We start from the raw sequence: 17,308 nt of genomic DNA on the forward strand, positions 1-17,308 counted from the left end.
TGCCGCGGCCGCCGCCCGGGAGCGAACTCCAGGCGGACAGCGACGCAGACGGCATCGGCGGAAACGCCCGTCGGCGAGACGGACGCAGGCAAAGGCCGCTGCCGGCTGAACCGGCAACGAAAGGGCGACTGCCGACGCGATCAGCGCGATCGGCCAGCCGGCGAGGGCAGGGTGCTATGGGGGGCTGAGCGGCGCTAAAGCGGGCGTCATGCGCCAGGACTCCGGAAAAGCGGCGCCGCAAGAAGGAACGGGGGCGGCGAGGCGTGCGCAGGCGAGCGGGGTCTGGGGCCTCCCGGCCGCCCCGCTCGTTGCGTACGCCTCGCTCATCAGGCGCTGGCCTGCAGCGGCTGTTCGTGCACGTCTTGCGACTGTTCCAGGGCGAAGGGTTCCTGGGCGAAATACAGGGCGGCGCTCTGGCGGGCGTGATCGCCGAATTCATGCGGATGGCGCATGACGATCTGCTCGAAGGCGCCCGGCTCCAGGCCGTCTTCGTAGAAGCCGTTGTGGCACTGCAGGATGCCCGAGGCGCAGACGCTGCGCTCGACCGCGGCGATCAGGCCGCCGGCTCTGAGGCTCTTGACGATGTTGTGCGGCAGCCGCTGGCGGCGACGCAGGCTGGCGGCGGTGTCGCTGAGGGTATCGAGGATCTCGGTCTCGGCGGGCGTCAGCTTGCGTACGTCCAGCTTGGACTTCTGCACCAGGTAGCGACGGGAGAGCAGGCGGGCCTGGTCGTTGAGGGCCTTGAGCACCGCGCCGCTGAGTTCACCGCGGGTGAACAGGCCGGTTTCCAGGGCGATCAGGTAGGACCAATCGTTGATGAGCGGAATCTTGCTGATGTCACGTTCCATGTGAGTGCCTGCGTCCATTTAAGTTGGCTAATTGAGGATAGGACACCCCAATGGTTCCAGTTCGCCAGTATAAGGTGACGAGTGGCATGGAATTTGACGGTCCTGACAAGAATTGTCGGTTTTTTGTCGAAGTGGGTCACGCCTTGAGGATGCAACCTCGACGCTGCGCTTGGGGTCCCTTGCTAGAGCCCTGGCGCGAGTCGGGTAACCCTCCGTAACGTCAGGTGATGAGATGAGTGATCCCGCAGCCCCTTCGCCCTCCGCCGATCTCGAGTGCGATGTTGCCGTGATCGGTGCCGGAACCGCTGGCCTCGCCGCCGAACGTGCCGCGCGGCGCCAGGGCGCGCGCACCCTGCTGATCGACGACCGCTGGGCCGGTACCACCTGCGCCTCTGTGGGCTGCATGCCTTCCAAGCTGCTGATCGTCGCCGGGGAGGCCCATCACGCCGTCCGCCGCGCCGGCACCTTTGGCATCGAGGTGGGCAGCGTCAGCGTCGATGGCGCGGCGGTCATGGCACGGGTGCGGCGCGAGCGCGATCACTTCGTTGCAGCGACCAAGCAGGGTTTCGCCAAGCTACCCGAAGGTGTGGCCCAGCGCGCTACCGCGCGCTTCGTGGCGCCGGATCGCCTGCAGCTCAGCAATGGTAAGACTATAAAGGCGCGGACCGTGGTCATCGCCACCGGCTCCTATCCCCTGGTGCCTGAACCTTTCGCCGCCCTGGGCGAGCGAGCGCTGACCAACGAGACGATCTTCGAACTGCCCGATCTGCCGCGCTCCCTGGCGGTGATCGGCACCGGTCCGGTGGGCTTGGAACTGGCCCAGGCCATGGCTCGCCTCGGCGTGGCCGTCACCCTGTTCGGCCAGGACGATGGCCTGGGCGCGCTCAAGGACCTCAAGGTCAAGGCCGAGCTGCGCAAGATCCTGGAACAGGACATGACCGTGCTGCTGAACGTCGAGGTGGATGCCCGGCGCGACGGCGAGGGTGTGCGCCTGTCCTGGTCCGGCGCGGCGAGCGGCGAGGGCGCTTTCGACTACGTGCTGGTGGCCGCCGGGCGACCGCCGCGGCTGAAGGGCCTGGGTCTGGAAACCACCGGCATCGCGCTGGACGATCATGGCACCCCGGTCTACGACCCCGAGACGATGCAGTGCGGCGCCTCGTCGATCTTCATCGCCGGCGATGCCGATCATGACCGGCCCATTCTCCATGAGGCCTCCGACGAAGGCGCCATCGCCGGGCACAATGCCGCCTGCTATCCCGGGGTGCGACCGACCCCCAGATCGCCGCTGTTCTCGCTGATCTTCACCGATCCGCCGGTGGCCGTGCTGGGCAGTCCGCCCGACGAGGGCAGTCTGATCGGCACCTCTTCCTACCACGACCAGGGTCGCGCCCGGGTCGAGGCGCGCAACCAGGGCATCGCCCGCCTCTATGCCGAACCGGGCACCGGCAAGCTCACCGGCGCGGCCATGGTCGGACCGGGCATGGACCATATTGGCCATCTGCTGGTGCTGGCGCTGATCCATGGCGAGACCGCCAGTTCGCTGCTCGACATGCCCTTCTACCACCCCACCCTCGAAGAAGGCCTCAAGAGCGGCCTGCGCGAGATCTGCAAGGCTGCCCACAGCAGCCTGCGCGACGATCGTGACCAGGGCTCACCTTCTGGCGCCTGACACCCCGGAGATACCATGATCAAGCTGCATCACCTCGATTATTCCCGTTCGCACCGCGTGCTCTGGCTGCTCGAAGAACTGGGCCTGCCCTATGAGCTGGTCCGCTATCCGCGTACCGAAAGCTTCCAGGCGCCCGAAGCGCTCAAGCGCATTCACCCACTAGGCAAGTCGCCGGTGCTGGAAGATGGCGAGCTGCAACTGTCCGAGTCCTCGGCCATCCTGCGTTATCTCAACCAGCGCTATGGCGAAGGACGCTTCGCGCCGGAGCTAGGCACTGCCACCTGGGCCCATCACGAGGAATGGCTGGACTTCGTCGAAGCCTCCGCCTGGCCGCCGGTGCTGATCCTGATCTTTGGCAAGCGGGGCGATGTGGGCGTGCTAGAGCCTCGTGGCAAGCCCGAGCTGGACAGGGTGCTCGGCTATTTGAGCGAGCACCTGCGCGGCAAGCGCTACCTCGTCGACGACCGCCTGACCCTGGCCGACATCCAGCTCTCCTACCTAGGCGCCATGGTCGCCATGGCCGGGGTGCTGGACGACTATCCGGTGTTCAAGGCCTATTTCGAGGGCCTGCGCCAGTTGCCGGGTTGCCAACGAGCGGAGGCCAAGGGCGGCAAGATGCTGCCGGACACGCTGTAGTTTGGGTGATCTTGTTGGGCTTCGACGATAAGGCCGTCTCAGCCCACCCTACGGAGTGCACGGTCGTAGCCAGGTAGGTTGGGCTGAGCACCGCGAAACCCAACAGCAAGGTTCAGCCGATGCCAGAAGTGGAAAAGGCTGCGCTGTTTCCACGCTGCGGCCTTCTCTTGCACCTGATCTCGTAAGCGCGAAGGCAGCCCGTGCGGTGCGGCGGGGACATTCAGCGCGAAGAGCCGACCTCGTAGCGTGGATAACGGCGCAGCCTTATCCACGTGTCACCACACTCTTGCCCAACAAAAAAAGCCCCGCCGGGATCACCCGCGGGGCTTTCGCCATCTCAACCAGCCATCAGGCCTTGAAGCGCCGCACCAGGCCATCCAGCTCGCCCGACAGCTGCGACAGGCGCGAGGAGTCGCGGGTGGTGGACTGGGCCAGGCCTTCCACCTGCTGGGCATCGTCGTGGATCTGGGCGATGTGGCGATTGATGTCCTCGGCCACCTGGTGCTGTTCCTCGGCCGCGGCAGCGATCTGCAGTGCCTGGTCGCGGATCTCGTCCACCGACTGGCGGATGCCTTCGAAACTGCCACGCGCCTCGCTGATGGAGGTCACGCTGGTCTGCGACAGCTCCAGACTGGTCTCGATCTGGCGAGTGACCTCCTGGGTGCGCCGCGCGAGGCTGCCGAGCAGGCCGTCGATCTCGCCGGTGGAGTCGGCGGTGCGCTTGGCCAGGGCCCGCACCTCGTCGGCCACCACGGCGAAGCCACGCCCCTGCTCGCCGGCCCGCGCCGCCTCGATGGCGGCGTTGAGCGCCAGCAGGTTGGTCTGTTCGGCGATGCCGCGGATGGTATCGAGGATGGTGTTGATGTTGTGGCTGTCCTGCTCGAGCACCGCCATGGCCTGGGCCGACTGGGCCAGGCTGCCGCTGAGCCGGTTGACGTTGCCGGTGGCCTTCTCGATCTGGCCGTAGCCTTCCTGAACCTTGTGATGACCGGCGTCGGCGGAGGCCGCGGCCTGGCTGCAGGAGCGCGCGACCTCGTTGGAGGTGGCGACCATCTCGTTGAAGGCGGTGGAGACCAGTTCCACGGCCTCGCGCTGGCGACCGGCCACTTCGTTCATGCTGGCAGCCGCCTGGGTGGTGGTCTGCGACGCCTGCTGCAGATCGTTGGAGGCCTGGCCGATGCGTTGCACCAGCTGGCGGATGCTGGCGAGGAACTGGTTGAACCAGCCTGCCAGGGCGGCGGTTTCGTCCTTGCCCTGTACGTTCAGGCTCTTGGTGAGGTCGCCTTCGCCCTGGGCGATGGATTCCAGGCCAGCGGAAACGCCACGGATCGGCCGCACGATCATGCCGGCAAAGGCGGCGCCGAGCACCGCGAACAGCAGCGCCAGCACCGCGGTGATGCCGGCGATCTGCCAGGTCAGGGCGGTGGCCTTGCCCATGACTTCGCTGCGCTCGATCAGGCCGATGAATTTCCAGCCCAGGTCCTTGGCCTGATAGACGTCGACCATGTAGTCGATGCCGTTGAGCGTGACCTCACCCAGGCCGCTCTGGATGCCGCTGAGCGTCTGGTAGGCGTCGCCCAGCTCCTTGAGCTGCTTGAAGTTGTGCTTGGGATCACGCGGGTCGACCAGGACGTTGCCGCTGTCTTCCACCAGCAGCAGGTAGCCGCTTTGCCCCAGGGTGATGCTCTTGACCAGATCGGTGAGCTGCTTGAGCGAGATGTCCAGGCCCACCACGCCGCGGACCTTGCCGTTGGCGTCTTCCATCGTCCGCACCACGCCCATCAGGGCGACATCGTCCTGCGCCCAGTAGTAGGCCGGGGTGCGCACCACCTTGCCCGGATTGGCGATGGCGGTCTGGTACCAGGGCCGGACGCGCGGATCGTAGTTGGCCAGCTTGGTATCGTCCGGCCAGCTGACGTAGCCGCCATCGGTGAGGCCGACCGACAGGTAGGCGGTGGAGGGATGGGTCTTGGCGAAGCGGGTGAAATAGGCCAGCGCCTGCTGGCCCGCTTCCGGCTGCGGGAGCTGGGCGGCATCGGCGCCGCTGTAGTTCTTCAGCCCTTCCAGGGCGAGGACGCTGGGCTCCTTGGCCAGGAAGTCGACATTCTGCTGGATGCCGGCGAAGAATTGCTGGATGTTGCGATCGATCTGACGGATTTCGCGCCCGCTACCGTCGAGGAAGTCCCCAGTGGCCTGGCTGCGCACGTTCATGATGACCACGCCTGCCACCAGGATCACCGGGAGGCAGGCGGTTATCGCGAAAAGCGACGTGAGTTTTTGTTTGATGTTCATCGAAAGCCCCGGTCGCGCCCTGGCGCGAAGAATGACGGCGACATGCCTTCACTCTGCATCGGCTCCGGAAAGTCCGACTTGATACGCGATGAAAAATTATTCCATTTGGTCCGCAGCAGGCCGGAAAATCGCCGATCGGTCAGCTAACGACCCGCTATAACTCTTTCTTCAGCTGGCGTTCGATTTCTTCCAATGACTTGCCGCGCGTCTCCGGCAAGCAGAAATAGACGAACAAAAGCGAGCCCAGGTTGATGGCGGCGAAGCCATAGAAGGTGTAGTTGCCGATCCACTCCAGCGCTACCGGAAAACTGAAGGCCACGGTGGCGTTGCACAGCCACTGCACGGCCACCGCCACCCCGGTCAGCAGGCCACGGACCTGATTGGGAAACAGCTCGGACATCAGCAGCCAGTACACCGGCGCGACGCACATCTGCATGAACAGCAGGAACAGCAGGATGCAGGCCAGCGCCAGGTAGCTCTGGGTGAGGTTCTGCGGCAGCCACAGCAACACGCTGCCCAGCGCCAGTTGTGCCAGCACCACGATGACCAGGCCGATCAGCAGCAGGGTGCGGCGCCCGGCGCGGCCGATGGCCCAGATGCCCAGCAGGGTGGCGATCACCGAGACCACGCCATTGCCGATGGTGGCGGTGAGGGCCGCGCTGGTGCCCATGCCGGTGCTCTTGAGGATGATCGGCGTGTAGTACATGAAGGCGTTGACCCCGGTGAACTGGGCGACGAAGCCCAGGCCGATGCCCAGCAGCAGCAACTTGATCACCCAACCCTGACTCAGCAGTTCACGCAGGGGTGGTCGATGTTTGGCCTGCTCCTCGCTCTCGCGCATCTCCTCGACCTCGCGCTGCACCTCATCCGGGGTGTCGCGCAGGCGTTCCAGCACGGCCTCGGCTTCTTCGAGTCGCCCCTTGGCCGCCAGCCAGCGCGGCGAGGTGGGCAGCAGGAAGGTGCCGGCGAACAGCAGGATGCCCGGCACCATGGCGATGGCCAGCATGTAGCGCCAGATGCCGTTCTCGTGCACCAGCCAGGCGAGCAGGGCGCTGAGCACATAGGCCAGCAGCTGGCCGCTGACGATCATCAGCTCGTTGCGACTCACCAGGCGGCCGCGCCGTTTGGGTCCGGCGATCTCGGCGATGAACACCGGCACCGTGGCCGAGCCACCGCCCACTGCCAGGCCGAGCACGAAGCGCGCCACCACCATCAGCTGCACCGAGGGTGCTACCGCGGTGCCCAGGGCGCCCAGGACGAAGAGGATCGACAGCAGGCGCAGGGTGGTGCGCCGGCCGTAGCGATCGGCGAGATAGCCCGCCGCCAGGGAGCCGAAGGCCGCGCCGACGATCAGGGAGGCGGTGACCAGCCCCTCGGTGTAGGCGTTGAGCCCCAGGCCACCCTGGTCGGCGGGCAGGGTCATGAAGGGCAGGGCGCCGGCGATGATGCCGGTGTCGTAGCCGAAGGCCAGGGCACCCATGGTGGCGACCAGCACGGTGATGAAGATCAGCCGGCGAGCCGAGGCCTTCTGGTCGGGGTCGGTGGCGGCAGCGGTGGAGCGTGAGGAAGACATAGGCAACGCGGATATCCTGAAAACCGGAGGGGGACGAGGGCGTGCCGAGCCCCGCGCCTGTGGCGACGAGGGGCGGGCGGTCCGACCTGGCTGGATAGGACAGGCGCGAGCCTCAGGATTTCCCGCCAAGGGCGCAAACCGTGCTCAGTGTCGCTCGCGACGGTCCTGCAACAGGCTCTGGATCCGCTCGCTGAGCACCTCGATGGCGAAGGGCTTCTGCAGCAGCTGCATGCCCTGGCCGAGGAAGCGCTGCACGTCCATGGTCTCTTCGGCGTAGCCGGTCACCAGCAGCACGGCGATGCCGGGGCGCTGGCGCCGGATCTCTTCCACCAGCTCGCGACCGGTCAGGCCCGGCAGGCCCACGTCGGACACCACCAGGTCCAGCTGTGGCTCGCGCTCCAGCAGCGCCAGGGCGGTGGGGGCGTCTTCGGCCTCCAGGGCGGTATAGCCCAGGTCGCGGAGCACCTCGACGATCAGCAGGCGTACCCCGGGTTCGTCTTCCACCACCAGCACCCGCTCGCCGCGACCCGGTTGCAGCGCCACTTCCTCCGGCACGCCTTCGCTGGCGACGCCCTGGTGGCGCGGGAACAGCAGGCTGACCCGGGTGCCACGGCCTTCCTCGCTGTGGATGTCGATGTAGCCGCCGCTCTGCTTGATGAAGCCATAGACCATCGACAGGCCCAGCCCCGTGCCCTTGCCCTGCGGCTTGGTGGTGAAGAAGGGCTCGAAGACCTTTTCCAGCACGGCGGCCGGGATGCCGCTGCCGGTATCGCTCACGGCCAGCTCGACATAATCGCCGCTCAGCTGCTCGGGCAGCATCAGCAGCTGTGGATCGCGCAGGTTGCGGGTACCGATCGCCAGCTGACCACCCTGGGCCATGGCATCCCGGGCATTGATGCAGAGATTGAGCAGGGCGTTTTCCAGCTGGTTGGCATCGCTGCAGGTGGGCCAGGTGGCCGCGTCGAGTTGTAGGTGCAGCCGGATGTTCTCGTTGAGGGTGCGCTGGATCAGGGTCTCCATGCCGGTCACCAGCCGATTCACGTCCAGGGGTTGCAGATCCAGGGCCTGGCGCCGGCCAAAGCTGAGCAGGCGCTGGGTAAGGGCGGCGGCTCGCTGCGCCGAGGCGATGGCGATGCCGATGTAGCGTTCGGCGCGGGGCTGTTCGCCGTTCAGATGGCGCTGCAGCAATTCCAGCGAGCCGGTGATGGCCGTGAGCAGGTTGTTGAAGTCATGGGCGATGCCGCCGGTGAGTTGGCCGATGGCTTCCATCTTCTGGCTCTGACGCAGGGCATCCCGCGCCTGCTCCAGCTCCAGCGCCCGTTCGCGCTCCACGGTGACGTCACGGGCCACGCAGTAGAGCAGCCCGCCCTCGGGCACGGCGGTCCAGGACAGGTGACGATGGGTGCCGCCACGGGTGCGAAAGCGATTCTCGAAGTTGAAGGTGGCGGCGCCGGCGGCCAGTTGGGCGATCTCCTGGCGGGTGCGCTGGCGGTCTTCGGGATGCTCCAGCCATTCCGAGGTCTTGCCGATGATCTCGTCCACCGTCCAGCCCAGGGTGCGAGTCCAGGCCGGGTTGACGCTGACCCAGATGCCCTGGCTGTCGGCGATGCCGATGAGATCGTGGCTGTAGGCCCAGAGCTGGTCGCGCTCGCGGGTGCGTTCGCGGACGCGGATCTCCAGCACCTCGTTGGCCTGCCGCAGGGCGTCGGCGGTCTCGCGCCTGAGTCGCGCCAGGCGCATGGCACCTTCCACCCGGGCGATGAGCTCCCGGGCGCTGAAGGGTTTGACCAGATAGTCGTCGGCGCCGGCGGCGATGCCCTCGATGGAGGCCTCTTCGCCCGCCCGCGCCGACAGCAGGATGATGGGTACCTGGGCGGTGCGCTCGTCGCTGCGCAGGGTGCGCAGCACGCCGAAGCCGTCCAGCACCGGCATCATCACGTCGGAGAGCACCAGCGCGGGCAATTGCCGCTGCACCGCCTCGACCGCGACGCGGCCATCGGCCACGGCGTCCACCCGGTAGCCGGACTCCTTGAGCAACCGCTCGACATAGCCGCGCATGTCGGCGTTGTCGTCGGCCAGGACGATGCGCTCGCCGCGCCCCTGGCCACCGCCGGCATGCTCGTCGAGCCCCGTGGGGGCGGTGGTGGTCGGCTCCTCCGGCAGCCAGCGCAGGGCCTCGGCGACGAAGGTGTCGGCGCGGGTGGCGGTGGACACCTGGTTCGCGGCGCCCACTCGGTTGGCCTCCGGCAGATGGGCATGGCCGAAGGGCAGCCGCACCTCGAAGGTGGTGCCCACGCCGATCTGGCTGGTGACCCGCACCTCGCCGCCGTGCAGCTCGGTCAGGTCCTTGACCAGCGCCAGGCCGATGCCGGTGCCCTCGTGGGTCCGGCCGATCTGACCCTCGATGCGGTGGAAGCGGTCGAATACCTTGCCCAGTTCACTCTGCGGGATGCCGACCCCGGTGTCGTCTACTGCCAGCACGACGTGCGCGTCCTGGCGGCGCAGGCTGACCCGGACCCCACCTTCCAGGGTGTACTTGAAGGCGTTGGAGACCAGGTTCAGGACGATCTTTTCCCAGAGGTCGCGATCCACCCACACCGGCTCGTCCAGGCGGGTGCAGTCGAGGGTGAACGTCAGTCCGGCGCGGACCATGGCCGAGCGAAAGCTGCTGGCCAGCTCCGCGGTATAGAGCGCCAGGTCCAGGGGCGCGAAGCTCGCGCGCATCCGGCCCGCTTCCATGCGCGAGAAATCCAGCAGCGAATTGACCAGCCGCAGCAGGCGCTGGCCGTTGCGCTGGATGAGCTCCAGCTCCTGGCGAGCCACCGCGGGCTCGCCGTCGGCCCGGTCCGGCCGCGCCAGCATGTCTTCCAGGGGGCCGAGCATCAGCGTCAGCGGCGTGCGGAATTCATGGCTGGCGTTGGAAAAGAACGCCGTCTTGGCCCGGTCCAGCTCGGCCAGCTGCTCGGCGCGGCGGCGTTCTTCCTCGTAGCGCCGGGCGTTGGCGATGGCGGTGCTGAGGTGCCCGGCGGCGCGGACGAAGAGATTTTGGTAGTCGGCATCCACCCGCCGCCGCGGGCTGATGCCCGAGACCAGGTAGCCATAGGGTTCTTCACCCAGCGGTCCGGGAATCGGTACCACCAGCGCCTCTTCCAGGGGCTCCGGCCAAGGGGTCCCGGCGAATCGGCCGCCATGGCGCTCGTTGAGACCGGTCACCAGGGTCGGCGCGCTGCGCGCTGCGGTGAAGGCCCATGGCAGACCGGCGGCTTCCTGAGCGACCTCCAGTGGGGCAAGGACATCGTCCGGCGCCAGGCCGGCCAGGGCCACGCGCTGCAAGGTGCCGGTCGCCGCGTCGCGCAGATAAGCCAGGCAGAAGGGTGATTCCTCCGGCACCTCGTGCAGGCAGCGTACCCCTTCGCGACAGGCGTCTTCGGCGACGCGCGTCGCCGAGGTGGCCTCGGAGACATTGCGCAGCAGGCGCTCACGGCGCTCCGTGAGCACCCGATGCGTGGTTTCGGTCACTGCGGTGAAGATACCCTCCACCTCGCCGGTATCGCCACGTACCGGGCTGTAGCTGTAGTAGAAGTAGCACTCCTCCACGTAGCCGAATCTGTTCAGCGGCAGCAGCTGGTCCTCGGACCAGGTGGCCTCGCCGGTCGTCATCACGTGGTCGAACATGGGGCCGATGATGTCCCAGATTTCCGCCCACACCTCCCAGCCAGCACGCCCCAGCGCCCAGGGGTGCTTGCGTCCTGGCACCGGGCTCCAGGCATCGTTGTAGATCAGGGCGCGGGTCTCGCCCCAATAGAGCACGATGGGAAAGCGCGAACCGAGGCAGATGCTGACCGCCGAACGCAAGGCGGTCGACCAGGTTTCCAGCGGCCCGAAGGGCGTCTGGGACCAGTCCTTCTGGCGCATCAGCGCAGCCATTTCGCCGGGGACGTCGAGAAAGGCCAGCTGCGAAGGAAGGTTGGACAAGAGGGCTCCTGCGAGGCAAGGACAAGGACGGCCTGGGTACCGCTGTCGGGAGCGACAGGGACGGGCAGGGGCGATGACGCCGCGACGCGGCTCCGACCTGAGCGTGTTTGATCGGCAGACTATTATAAGCGGACCGGCTTGGCGAATGACGCGGGCGGCGGAGCGCCTGCCCGCACCGCTCGGACGTCGGCCGGATAGCTCGTCAGCTACCCAGCCGCTCCACCAGGAAGTCCACGAACACCCGGACCCGCGCCGGCATGGTCGAGCCGCCGACGAAGACCGCGTGGATGGGCTCCAGATCGCCGGGATTCCAGGCCTCCAGCAGTGGCACCAGGGCGCCGCTGCGCAGGTCGTCGGCCACGCTGAATTCCCCGATGCGGGCAATGCCGGCACCTTCCCGGGCCAGCAGCGCCAGGGCCTCGCCACTGTTGCATTCGATGTTGCCGCTGATCTTCAGGGTAAAGGCCTGGCCGTCGCGCACGAAGGGCCAGTCGGGCAGGGCGCGACGGAAGTTGAATCTCAGGCAGTTGTGGCCGAGCAGGTCTTCCGGCACCCGGGGCGTGCCGTGGTGGGCGAGATAGGCGGGCGAGGCCACCACCACCTGCCCGGTGACGCCGATGGGGCGGGCGCTCAGGGGGCTGTCGGCCAGCTGGCCGAAGCGGATCGCCACGTCGGCCTGGCCGGCGAGGATGTCCACCACCTCGTCGCCCAGCGCCAGGTCCACGACGATGTCCGGATAGCGCGCGCTGAAGGCCGCCACCAGCGGCACCATCGTCATGCGGCCATGGCCGAGGGCCGCGCTGACCCGCAGTCGTCCTCTGGGTACGCCCTGGTCGGCGATGGCGTCTTCCACCTCGGCCAGGTCCGCCAGGATGCGCCGCGCCGCGCGCAGATAAGCCTCGCCTTCGGCCGTGAGGGTGATAGCCCGGGTGGTGCGCAACAGCAGTCGCGTGCCGAGGCGCTGCTCGGTACGGGCGATGGAGCGACTCACCGCCGAAGGCGTCAGGCGCAGGGCTCTGGCGGCGCCGGACAGGCTCCCGGCCTCCACCACCTGGGCGAATACCGCCATCTCTCCCGAGCGACCATTCAGATCCACTTGTGCCTCCAGGGCAAAGGTGCATGCCAAAACCGCCGTCTACCGGCGCTTGAGCGCGGAGCTTAGCATTCACGGCATAGATAAGGAGCCCTTCCCATGCGTATCAATCCACCCTTGCTGGCCCTGGCCACCGGTGCCTTCGGCATCGGCGTCACCGAATTCGCGCCCATGGGCATGCTGCCCGGCATCGCCGCCGATCTTGGCGTGTCCATTCCGGCGGCGGGCCTCTTGATCAGCGCCTATGCCCTGGGCGTGCTGATCGGCGCGCCGCTGATGACCCTGACCACCAACCGTATTCCGCGCCGCCAGCTGCTGATCGGCCTGATGGCCATCTTCACCCTGGGCAACCTGATGTCGGCGCTGGCCACCGACTACACCAGCCTGCTGATCGCCCGGGTGGTGACCTCGCTCAATCACGGTGCCTTCTTTGGCGTCGGCGCCCTGGTGGCGGCCAGCGTGGTCGCCCCGGACAAGCGCGCCGGGGCGGTCGCCGCCATGTTCATGGGGCTGACCCTGGCGACCATCGGCGGGGTGCCCCTGGCCACCTGGTTCGGCGAATTGCTCGGCTGGCGCCAGGCCTTCTGGGGCATCGCCGGTCTCGGCTTGCTGACCATGGCCGCGCTCTGGATCGCCCTGCCCAACGTGGCCCTGCCAGCGAGCGACGGGGTGCTGGCCGAGATCCGCGTGCTGGGTCGCCCGCCGGTGCTGGCCGCCCTGGGGCTGACCGTGGTCGGCTCGGGCGCCATGTTCACCGTCTTCACCTACATCGCCCCCATCCTCGCCCGCGAGACCCATGCCTCCACGGCTTTCATCACCGCCATGCTGGTGCTGTTCGGCGTCGGCCTGACCCTGGGCAATCTCTGGGGCGGCAAGGCGGCGGACAAGTCCATCGATCGCACCCTGATCGCCTCCCTGGGCGTGCTCATCGTGGTGCTGCTGGCCTTCAGCGTGCTGATGCGCTGGCCGCTGGCGGCCGCGGTGGCCATCCTCGTCTGGGGCATCGCCAGCTTCGCCCTGGTGCCGCCGCTGCAGATGCGCGTGATGGAGGCCGCCAAGGACGCCCCCAACCTGGCCTCGGCGGTCAATATCGGTGCCTTCAACCTGGGCAATGCCCTCGGCGCGGCCCTGGGCGGCGCGGTGATCGACGCCGGTCTCGGCTATCCGGCGATCTCCCTGGCCGGCGCCGGCATGGCCGCCCTGGGGCTGTTGATGGCCCTGACCCTGGCCTGGCGCGGTCGGGCAGCCGGGGCCGCGGTGGCAGGGTAGCCACGACACCTGCGGCGATCCGCTTTCCGCGGGCGTCGCAATCGGACTGGCACCACCCCCGTTGTTCTGGTCACAATCGGGTCTGACCTTTCCCAGGGAGTCTTGGCGATGGACCGGACCTGCACGACCTTCTACCTCGAAATGACGTCCTCGACCGAGTTGCGCGAGAAGCCACAGCGGCCCGATCTGCAGATCGTCGAGTGCGAGGTGCCGCAACCCGAACTCAATCGATTCCTGTATGCCCTGGTCGGCCAGGCCTGGGACTGGAGCGATCTTGCCAAGTGGAGCGACGCCCAATGGCGCGAACTGGTGGAGCAGGAAGGCCATCGCACCTGGGTCGCCTATCACCGGGGCGCCATCGCCGGTTACTACGAGCTGTACCGCCCGGATGGCCGCAACGTGGAGATCCGCTACTTCGGCCTGGCCGGTGCCTTCATGGGTCTCGGCTTCGGCGGTCCGCTGCTCAGCCACGCCCTCCGCTCCGCCTGGGACTGGGCGGGCACCGAGCGCGTCTGGGTGCACACCTGCACCCTGGATCACCCGGCCGCCCTGGCCAACTACCAGGCGCGCGGGCTGCGGATCTACCAGGAAGAGACGACCCCGCTCTAGGTCGGGGCCCTACCGGCCTGCAGGGACGCTGGGCAGCCGGTCGACGAATTGCGCCAGCTCCGCCACATAGAGCCTGGCCAGCCCGGTGGTACCGTGTCCGCGCGTGTCGGTGCCGCCCGGAATCAGCAGATAGCGGGCACTCGGCACCTGCTTGAGCGCCGCCCGCATGAGGCCGGTTTCCGGTGGATTGCGCTCGTCGTCCGCCGCGTTGATGGCCAGCACCGGTACCTTGATCTTGCTCAATCCCGACTCGGCGTTGTAGTCGGCCGACGACTCCCACTGGTAGATGAAATCATTGGCGTCGACGGCCACCGAGGCCGCCAGGCGCTTGTCGACCAGCGCATCCGCCTGGGCATGGGTGCCGGCGATCTCCTGGTAGTTCAGGGTGCCGCCACTGGTGGCGAATTCGAACAGGATCTTGGCCAGGCGCAGGGACGGCGGCTGGGTCTGGTAATTGCCCTGGTTCCAGGCCGGGTCCTGCCTGATGGACTCCACCAGCATGCGCCTCATGATCCAGTTGCGGCCGGCCATCTCCGTCGGCTGCGCCGCCATGGGCACCAGGCCATCGGCGAAGCCGGGATGCAGGCCGCCCCACAGCCAGGTCTGCATGCCCCCCATCGAATTGCCGATGATCAGCCGCAGGTGCTCTATCCCCAGTCCCTGAGTGAGCAGCAGGTATTGCGCCTGCACCATGTCGGCGTAGTTGTAAGGGGGAAAGGCAGCGCGCAGGCCGTCCGACGGCTTGGTCGAGCTACCCGTGCCGATCGCATCCGGGATCACGATGAAGAACCTGGTTGCATCCAGCGGCTGGCCAGGGCCGAACAACTGGCCGCCCACATCCTCGCTCAGCATCGCCGCGCCTTGTTGGCCGGTGCCGTGCAGCACCAGGACCACGGGATTGCCACGCCTTCCCAGCGTCAGGTAGTGCAGGCGAAAATGGTCGAGCGTCTGGCCGGTATGGAAGGTGAAGCGTGGCACGACGAAGTCGCCTTCGACAGGCGTGGGCGAGTCGGCGGCCTGGACCGTCAGGGCGGTCAGCAGCAACAGCGGGGTCAGGGCGGAGCGAAGGGCGCCAACGGCCTCGCGCACATCGAGAGCTCTGTTCATTGACGCCGTCCCTTCGCCGATAAAGATGATTTTTATAAGGCCGAACGTGACGGCTGGCAACACACCCTGAGTGGCCGCGGCGAGGCGGCTGGCGAAGACTGCCAATGGCCCCTCGGCCGATGCGGCCGCCAGGCGTCACGTCATACGGCCTGGCGACCCACGTTGGCGAGCGAAGCGCTGGAACGCTGACGCCAGCGGTCGAGTCGGAAAGAGCACTAGCACTTGGAGAACACCTGGCCCTATGCAAGACCTTAAAAGCCAGTTGGCGGCGCTGGACCCGCCCATCAAGCACGAGATCCAGTCCCAGGGTGACAATCTCCTGATCACCCTCATCGACCCCGCCCGACCGGCGCGCGTGTCGCGCACCCTCAACCAGACCCTGGTGCGCAATACCGCGCTGCTCTACGAGGTGATCCGCGACGCCATCAACGAATTGCGCGCCATCGGCAGCCTGCCCGCCATTACCGCAGCGGACATCTATCCCGATGACTGACCCCCGTTCCCGCTGCCGTCGGCCTGCCAACGATCCAGCCGCGCTCCCGGCTCAGCGCGGACCGGCGCGCGCCCCCAGGAAGGCCCCATGAACGATCAGCCGCGTGTCCAGATGCTGACTCAGCGCCAGAAGCTCCTGGCGGACTTCGGTGACTTCGCGCTGCGCTGCGAAGACCAGGACGAGATCCTGATGCGCGCCTGCCAGCTGGTGAGCGATGCGCTCGGCACCGAATTTTCCAAGGTGCTGGAAATCGAGCGCGGCGCGCACCAGGCGCTGGTGCGCGCCGGAGTCGGCTGGAAGCCAGGGGTGGTCGGCCAGGCCAAGGTATCCCTCGGCGAACGTTCGTCCGAAGCCTATTCGATCAAGGTCAGCCGCCCGGTCATCACCCCGGACATCCACCAGGAAGAACGCTTCGACCTGCCCGACTTCCTGCGCGACCATGGGGTCCAGGCGCTGGTGAACGTACCGATCTTCCTGCCCGGCGGCCGGCCCTATGGCCTGCTGCAGGTCGATGCCCGCGAGCCGCGGGACTTCGGCGAGGAAGACGTGGAATTCCTGCGCACCTACGCCACCATCCTCGGCCCGGTCATCGACCGCCTGCTCAAGACCAGCGACCTCAACGACGCCCTGCAGGCCAATACCCGGCTCATGCAGGAGATGCAGCACCGCATCAAGAACCACATCGCCATCATCGCCGGGCTGGTCTGGCTGAGGTCCCGCGCGGCCCAGTCCGACGAAGCCCGCCAGGAGCTGCAGGGCATCGGCGCGCGCATCGACGCCCTGCGCCTGGTCCACGAGCAGCTCTATGCGGCCAACACCGCCCAGCAACTGCGCCTGCGACCCTTCGTGATGCAACTGCTGGAGAATCTCTGCCACCTGCACCAGGAGCACTCCGGCCAGGTGCGGCTGCAGATCGGCATCGCCGACGTCGACCTGGGTCCGGACACCGCCGTGCCCCTGGGCATGATCCTCACCGAATTCGCCTCCAACAGCCTCAAGTACGCCTTCGACGGCGAGGGTGGCCTGCTGGCGGTGGATATCGACGTCGGCGAGGACGACACCTGGCGCGTGCGCATCCAGGACGACGGCAAGGGCCTGCCGCTACAGACCTCCGCCCGCAAGCCCGGCTCGGGCACCGGCATGAAGCTGATCGAGGGCCTGGCCGGCCAGATCGGCGCCCACGCCCAATGGTCCCGCGCCGGGCAGCGCGGCACCGAGTTGCGGCTGAGCTTCAGGGTGAAGGGGTAGGGCTTCAGCTACTGCTGTCTTTGCTGCCGTGGTGCGGACATATGCGCTTAACCGACATCACGCCCGGGCAGTGACCCCACCGGTGCTTTCGCCCTTGCTCCGGGCTTCCACCGCGTGCAACTGCTTCTGCGCCAGCTCCAGTTGCCGCTTGGCCATGTCGATGGCCTTCTGCAGGGTATCAGGGTCTTGTTGCCGGTGCTGCCCTTCTCGCTGGCAGGGGTGGCGTCGGCTTCGGCCTGGTCCTTGATCTGGTTCAGCGGATTGGGCTTGCCGATGCCCTTGGGCTTGTTGGCTTGCGCGACCTGGGTGGCCGCCTGGTCTTCGGCGGTGGGCTTGGCGGATGCGCCACTTAGCTTAAGGGTGGGCGCGCGGAAGATGCCGTGGCCAATGCCATTCACCGACAGCGTGCTGGACATCGCGGACTCCTTGAAAGGTACATCCCAAGGGTAGCGGCCGGGTGGGGCAAAGATTGAGCGAGCGGGGCAGCGGGGCCCTC

General features: G+C 67.4%; 13 protein-coding genes and 1 pseudogene. 6 read left to right on the top strand and 8 right to left on the bottom strand.

What is annotated here, in order from left to right; genetic code table 11:
- Positions 1–326: 326 nt before the first annotated feature.
- Positions 327–848, bottom strand: a complete 522-nt coding sequence (locus RCF34_RS17065; RefSeq protein WP_308709236.1) for a hypothetical protein — start codon at positions 846–848, stop codon at positions 327–329.
- A 232-nt stretch (positions 849–1,080) separates the two neighbouring features.
- Here RCF34_RS17065 and RCF34_RS17070 point away from each other — a divergent pair, with 232 nt between their 5' ends.
- Together RCF34_RS17070 and RCF34_RS17075 are read left to right on the top strand one after the other, a co-directional pair.
- Positions 1,081–2,517 (top strand): dihydrolipoyl dehydrogenase, encoded by a 1,437-nt coding sequence (locus RCF34_RS17070; RefSeq protein ID WP_308709237.1) that lies wholly within the window; start codon positions 1,081–1,083, stop codon positions 2,515–2,517.
- A 15-nt stretch (positions 2,518–2,532) separates the two neighbouring features.
- Positions 2,533–3,153 carry a glutathione S-transferase family protein gene (locus RCF34_RS17075; protein WP_308709238.1) on the top strand — a complete coding sequence of 207 codons (621 nt, stop codon included), beginning with the start codon at positions 2,533–2,535 and terminating at the stop codon, positions 3,151–3,153.
- Between the two features lie 348 nt (positions 3,154–3,501).
- Here RCF34_RS17075 and RCF34_RS23160 read toward each other — a convergent pair whose 3' ends face one another.
- The 5 genes and pseudogenes from RCF34_RS23160 to RCF34_RS17095 all read right to left on the bottom strand — a co-directional run bounded on the left by RCF34_RS23160 (position 3,502) and on the right by RCF34_RS17095 (position 12,089).
- The gene (locus tag RCF34_RS23160; protein ID WP_372240067.1) at positions 3,502–4,269 is read right to left on the bottom strand and encodes a methyl-accepting chemotaxis protein; all 768 of its coding nucleotides are present in this window, start codon (positions 4,267–4,269) and stop codon (positions 3,502–3,504) included.
- Positions 4,270–4,356: 87 nt separating this feature from the next.
- Positions 4,357–5,445 (bottom strand): annotated as a pseudogene (locus tag RCF34_RS23165) (cache domain-containing protein); the annotation flags it as partial.
- A 154-nt stretch (positions 5,446–5,599) separates the two neighbouring features.
- A complete protein-coding gene (locus RCF34_RS17085; protein WP_308709240.1) occupies positions 5,600–7,018 on the bottom strand; it encodes a sugar porter family MFS transporter in 1,419 nt (472 codons plus the stop codon).
- A 144-nt stretch (positions 7,019–7,162) separates the two neighbouring features.
- Positions 7,163–10,993, bottom strand: coding sequence for an ATP-binding protein (locus RCF34_RS17090; protein ID WP_308709241.1), 3,831 nt, complete (start codon positions 10,991–10,993; stop codon positions 7,163–7,165).
- A gap of 202 nt (positions 10,994–11,195) precedes the next feature.
- Entirely contained in the window at positions 11,196–12,089 is an 894-nt protein-coding gene (locus RCF34_RS17095; protein ID WP_308709242.1) for a LysR family transcriptional regulator, read from the bottom strand.
- 96 nt (positions 12,090–12,185) lie between these two features.
- On the opposite strand from RCF34_RS17095, the gene RCF34_RS17100 reads away from it, so the two are divergent.
- Positions 12,186–13,355 (top strand): MFS transporter, encoded by a 1,170-nt coding sequence (locus RCF34_RS17100; RefSeq protein ID WP_308709243.1) that lies wholly within the window; start codon positions 12,186–12,188, stop codon positions 13,353–13,355.
- A gap of 108 nt (positions 13,356–13,463) precedes the next feature.
- Positions 13,464–13,964: a GNAT family N-acetyltransferase gene (locus RCF34_RS17105; RefSeq protein WP_308709244.1), complete on the top strand. Its 501-nt coding sequence runs from the start codon at positions 13,464–13,466 to the stop codon at positions 13,962–13,964.
- Between the two features lie 9 nt (positions 13,965–13,973).
- On the opposite strand, the gene RCF34_RS17110 is transcribed toward RCF34_RS17105, so the two are convergent.
- Entirely contained in the window at positions 13,974–15,071 is a 1,098-nt protein-coding gene (locus RCF34_RS17110; protein ID WP_308709245.1) for an alpha/beta fold hydrolase, read from the bottom strand.
- 241 nt (positions 15,072–15,312) lie between these two features.
- On the opposite strand from RCF34_RS17110, the gene RCF34_RS17115 reads away from it, so the two are divergent.
- The gene (locus tag RCF34_RS17115; RefSeq protein WP_308709246.1) at positions 15,313–15,564 is read left to right on the top strand and encodes a hypothetical protein; all 252 of its coding nucleotides are present in this window, start codon (positions 15,313–15,315) and stop codon (positions 15,562–15,564) included.
- 87 nt (positions 15,565–15,651) lie between these two features.
- Complete coding sequence (locus RCF34_RS17120; protein WP_308709247.1) at positions 15,652–16,812, top strand: histidine kinase dimerization/phosphoacceptor domain -containing protein; 1,161 nt, start codon at positions 15,652–15,654, stop codon at positions 16,810–16,812.
- Positions 16,813–16,859: 47 nt separating this feature from the next.
- Here RCF34_RS17120 and RCF34_RS17125 read toward each other — a convergent pair whose 3' ends face one another.
- Entirely contained in the window at positions 16,860–17,228 is a 369-nt protein-coding gene (locus RCF34_RS17125) for a hypothetical protein (protein ID WP_308709248.1), read from the bottom strand.
- Positions 17,229–17,308: the final 80 nt, after the last annotated feature.

Origin of the sequence: Pseudomonas sp. 102515 (assembly GCF_031085165.1) — a bacterium.
GTDB lineage: Bacteria > Pseudomonadota > Gammaproteobacteria > Pseudomonadales > Pseudomonadaceae > Chryseomonas.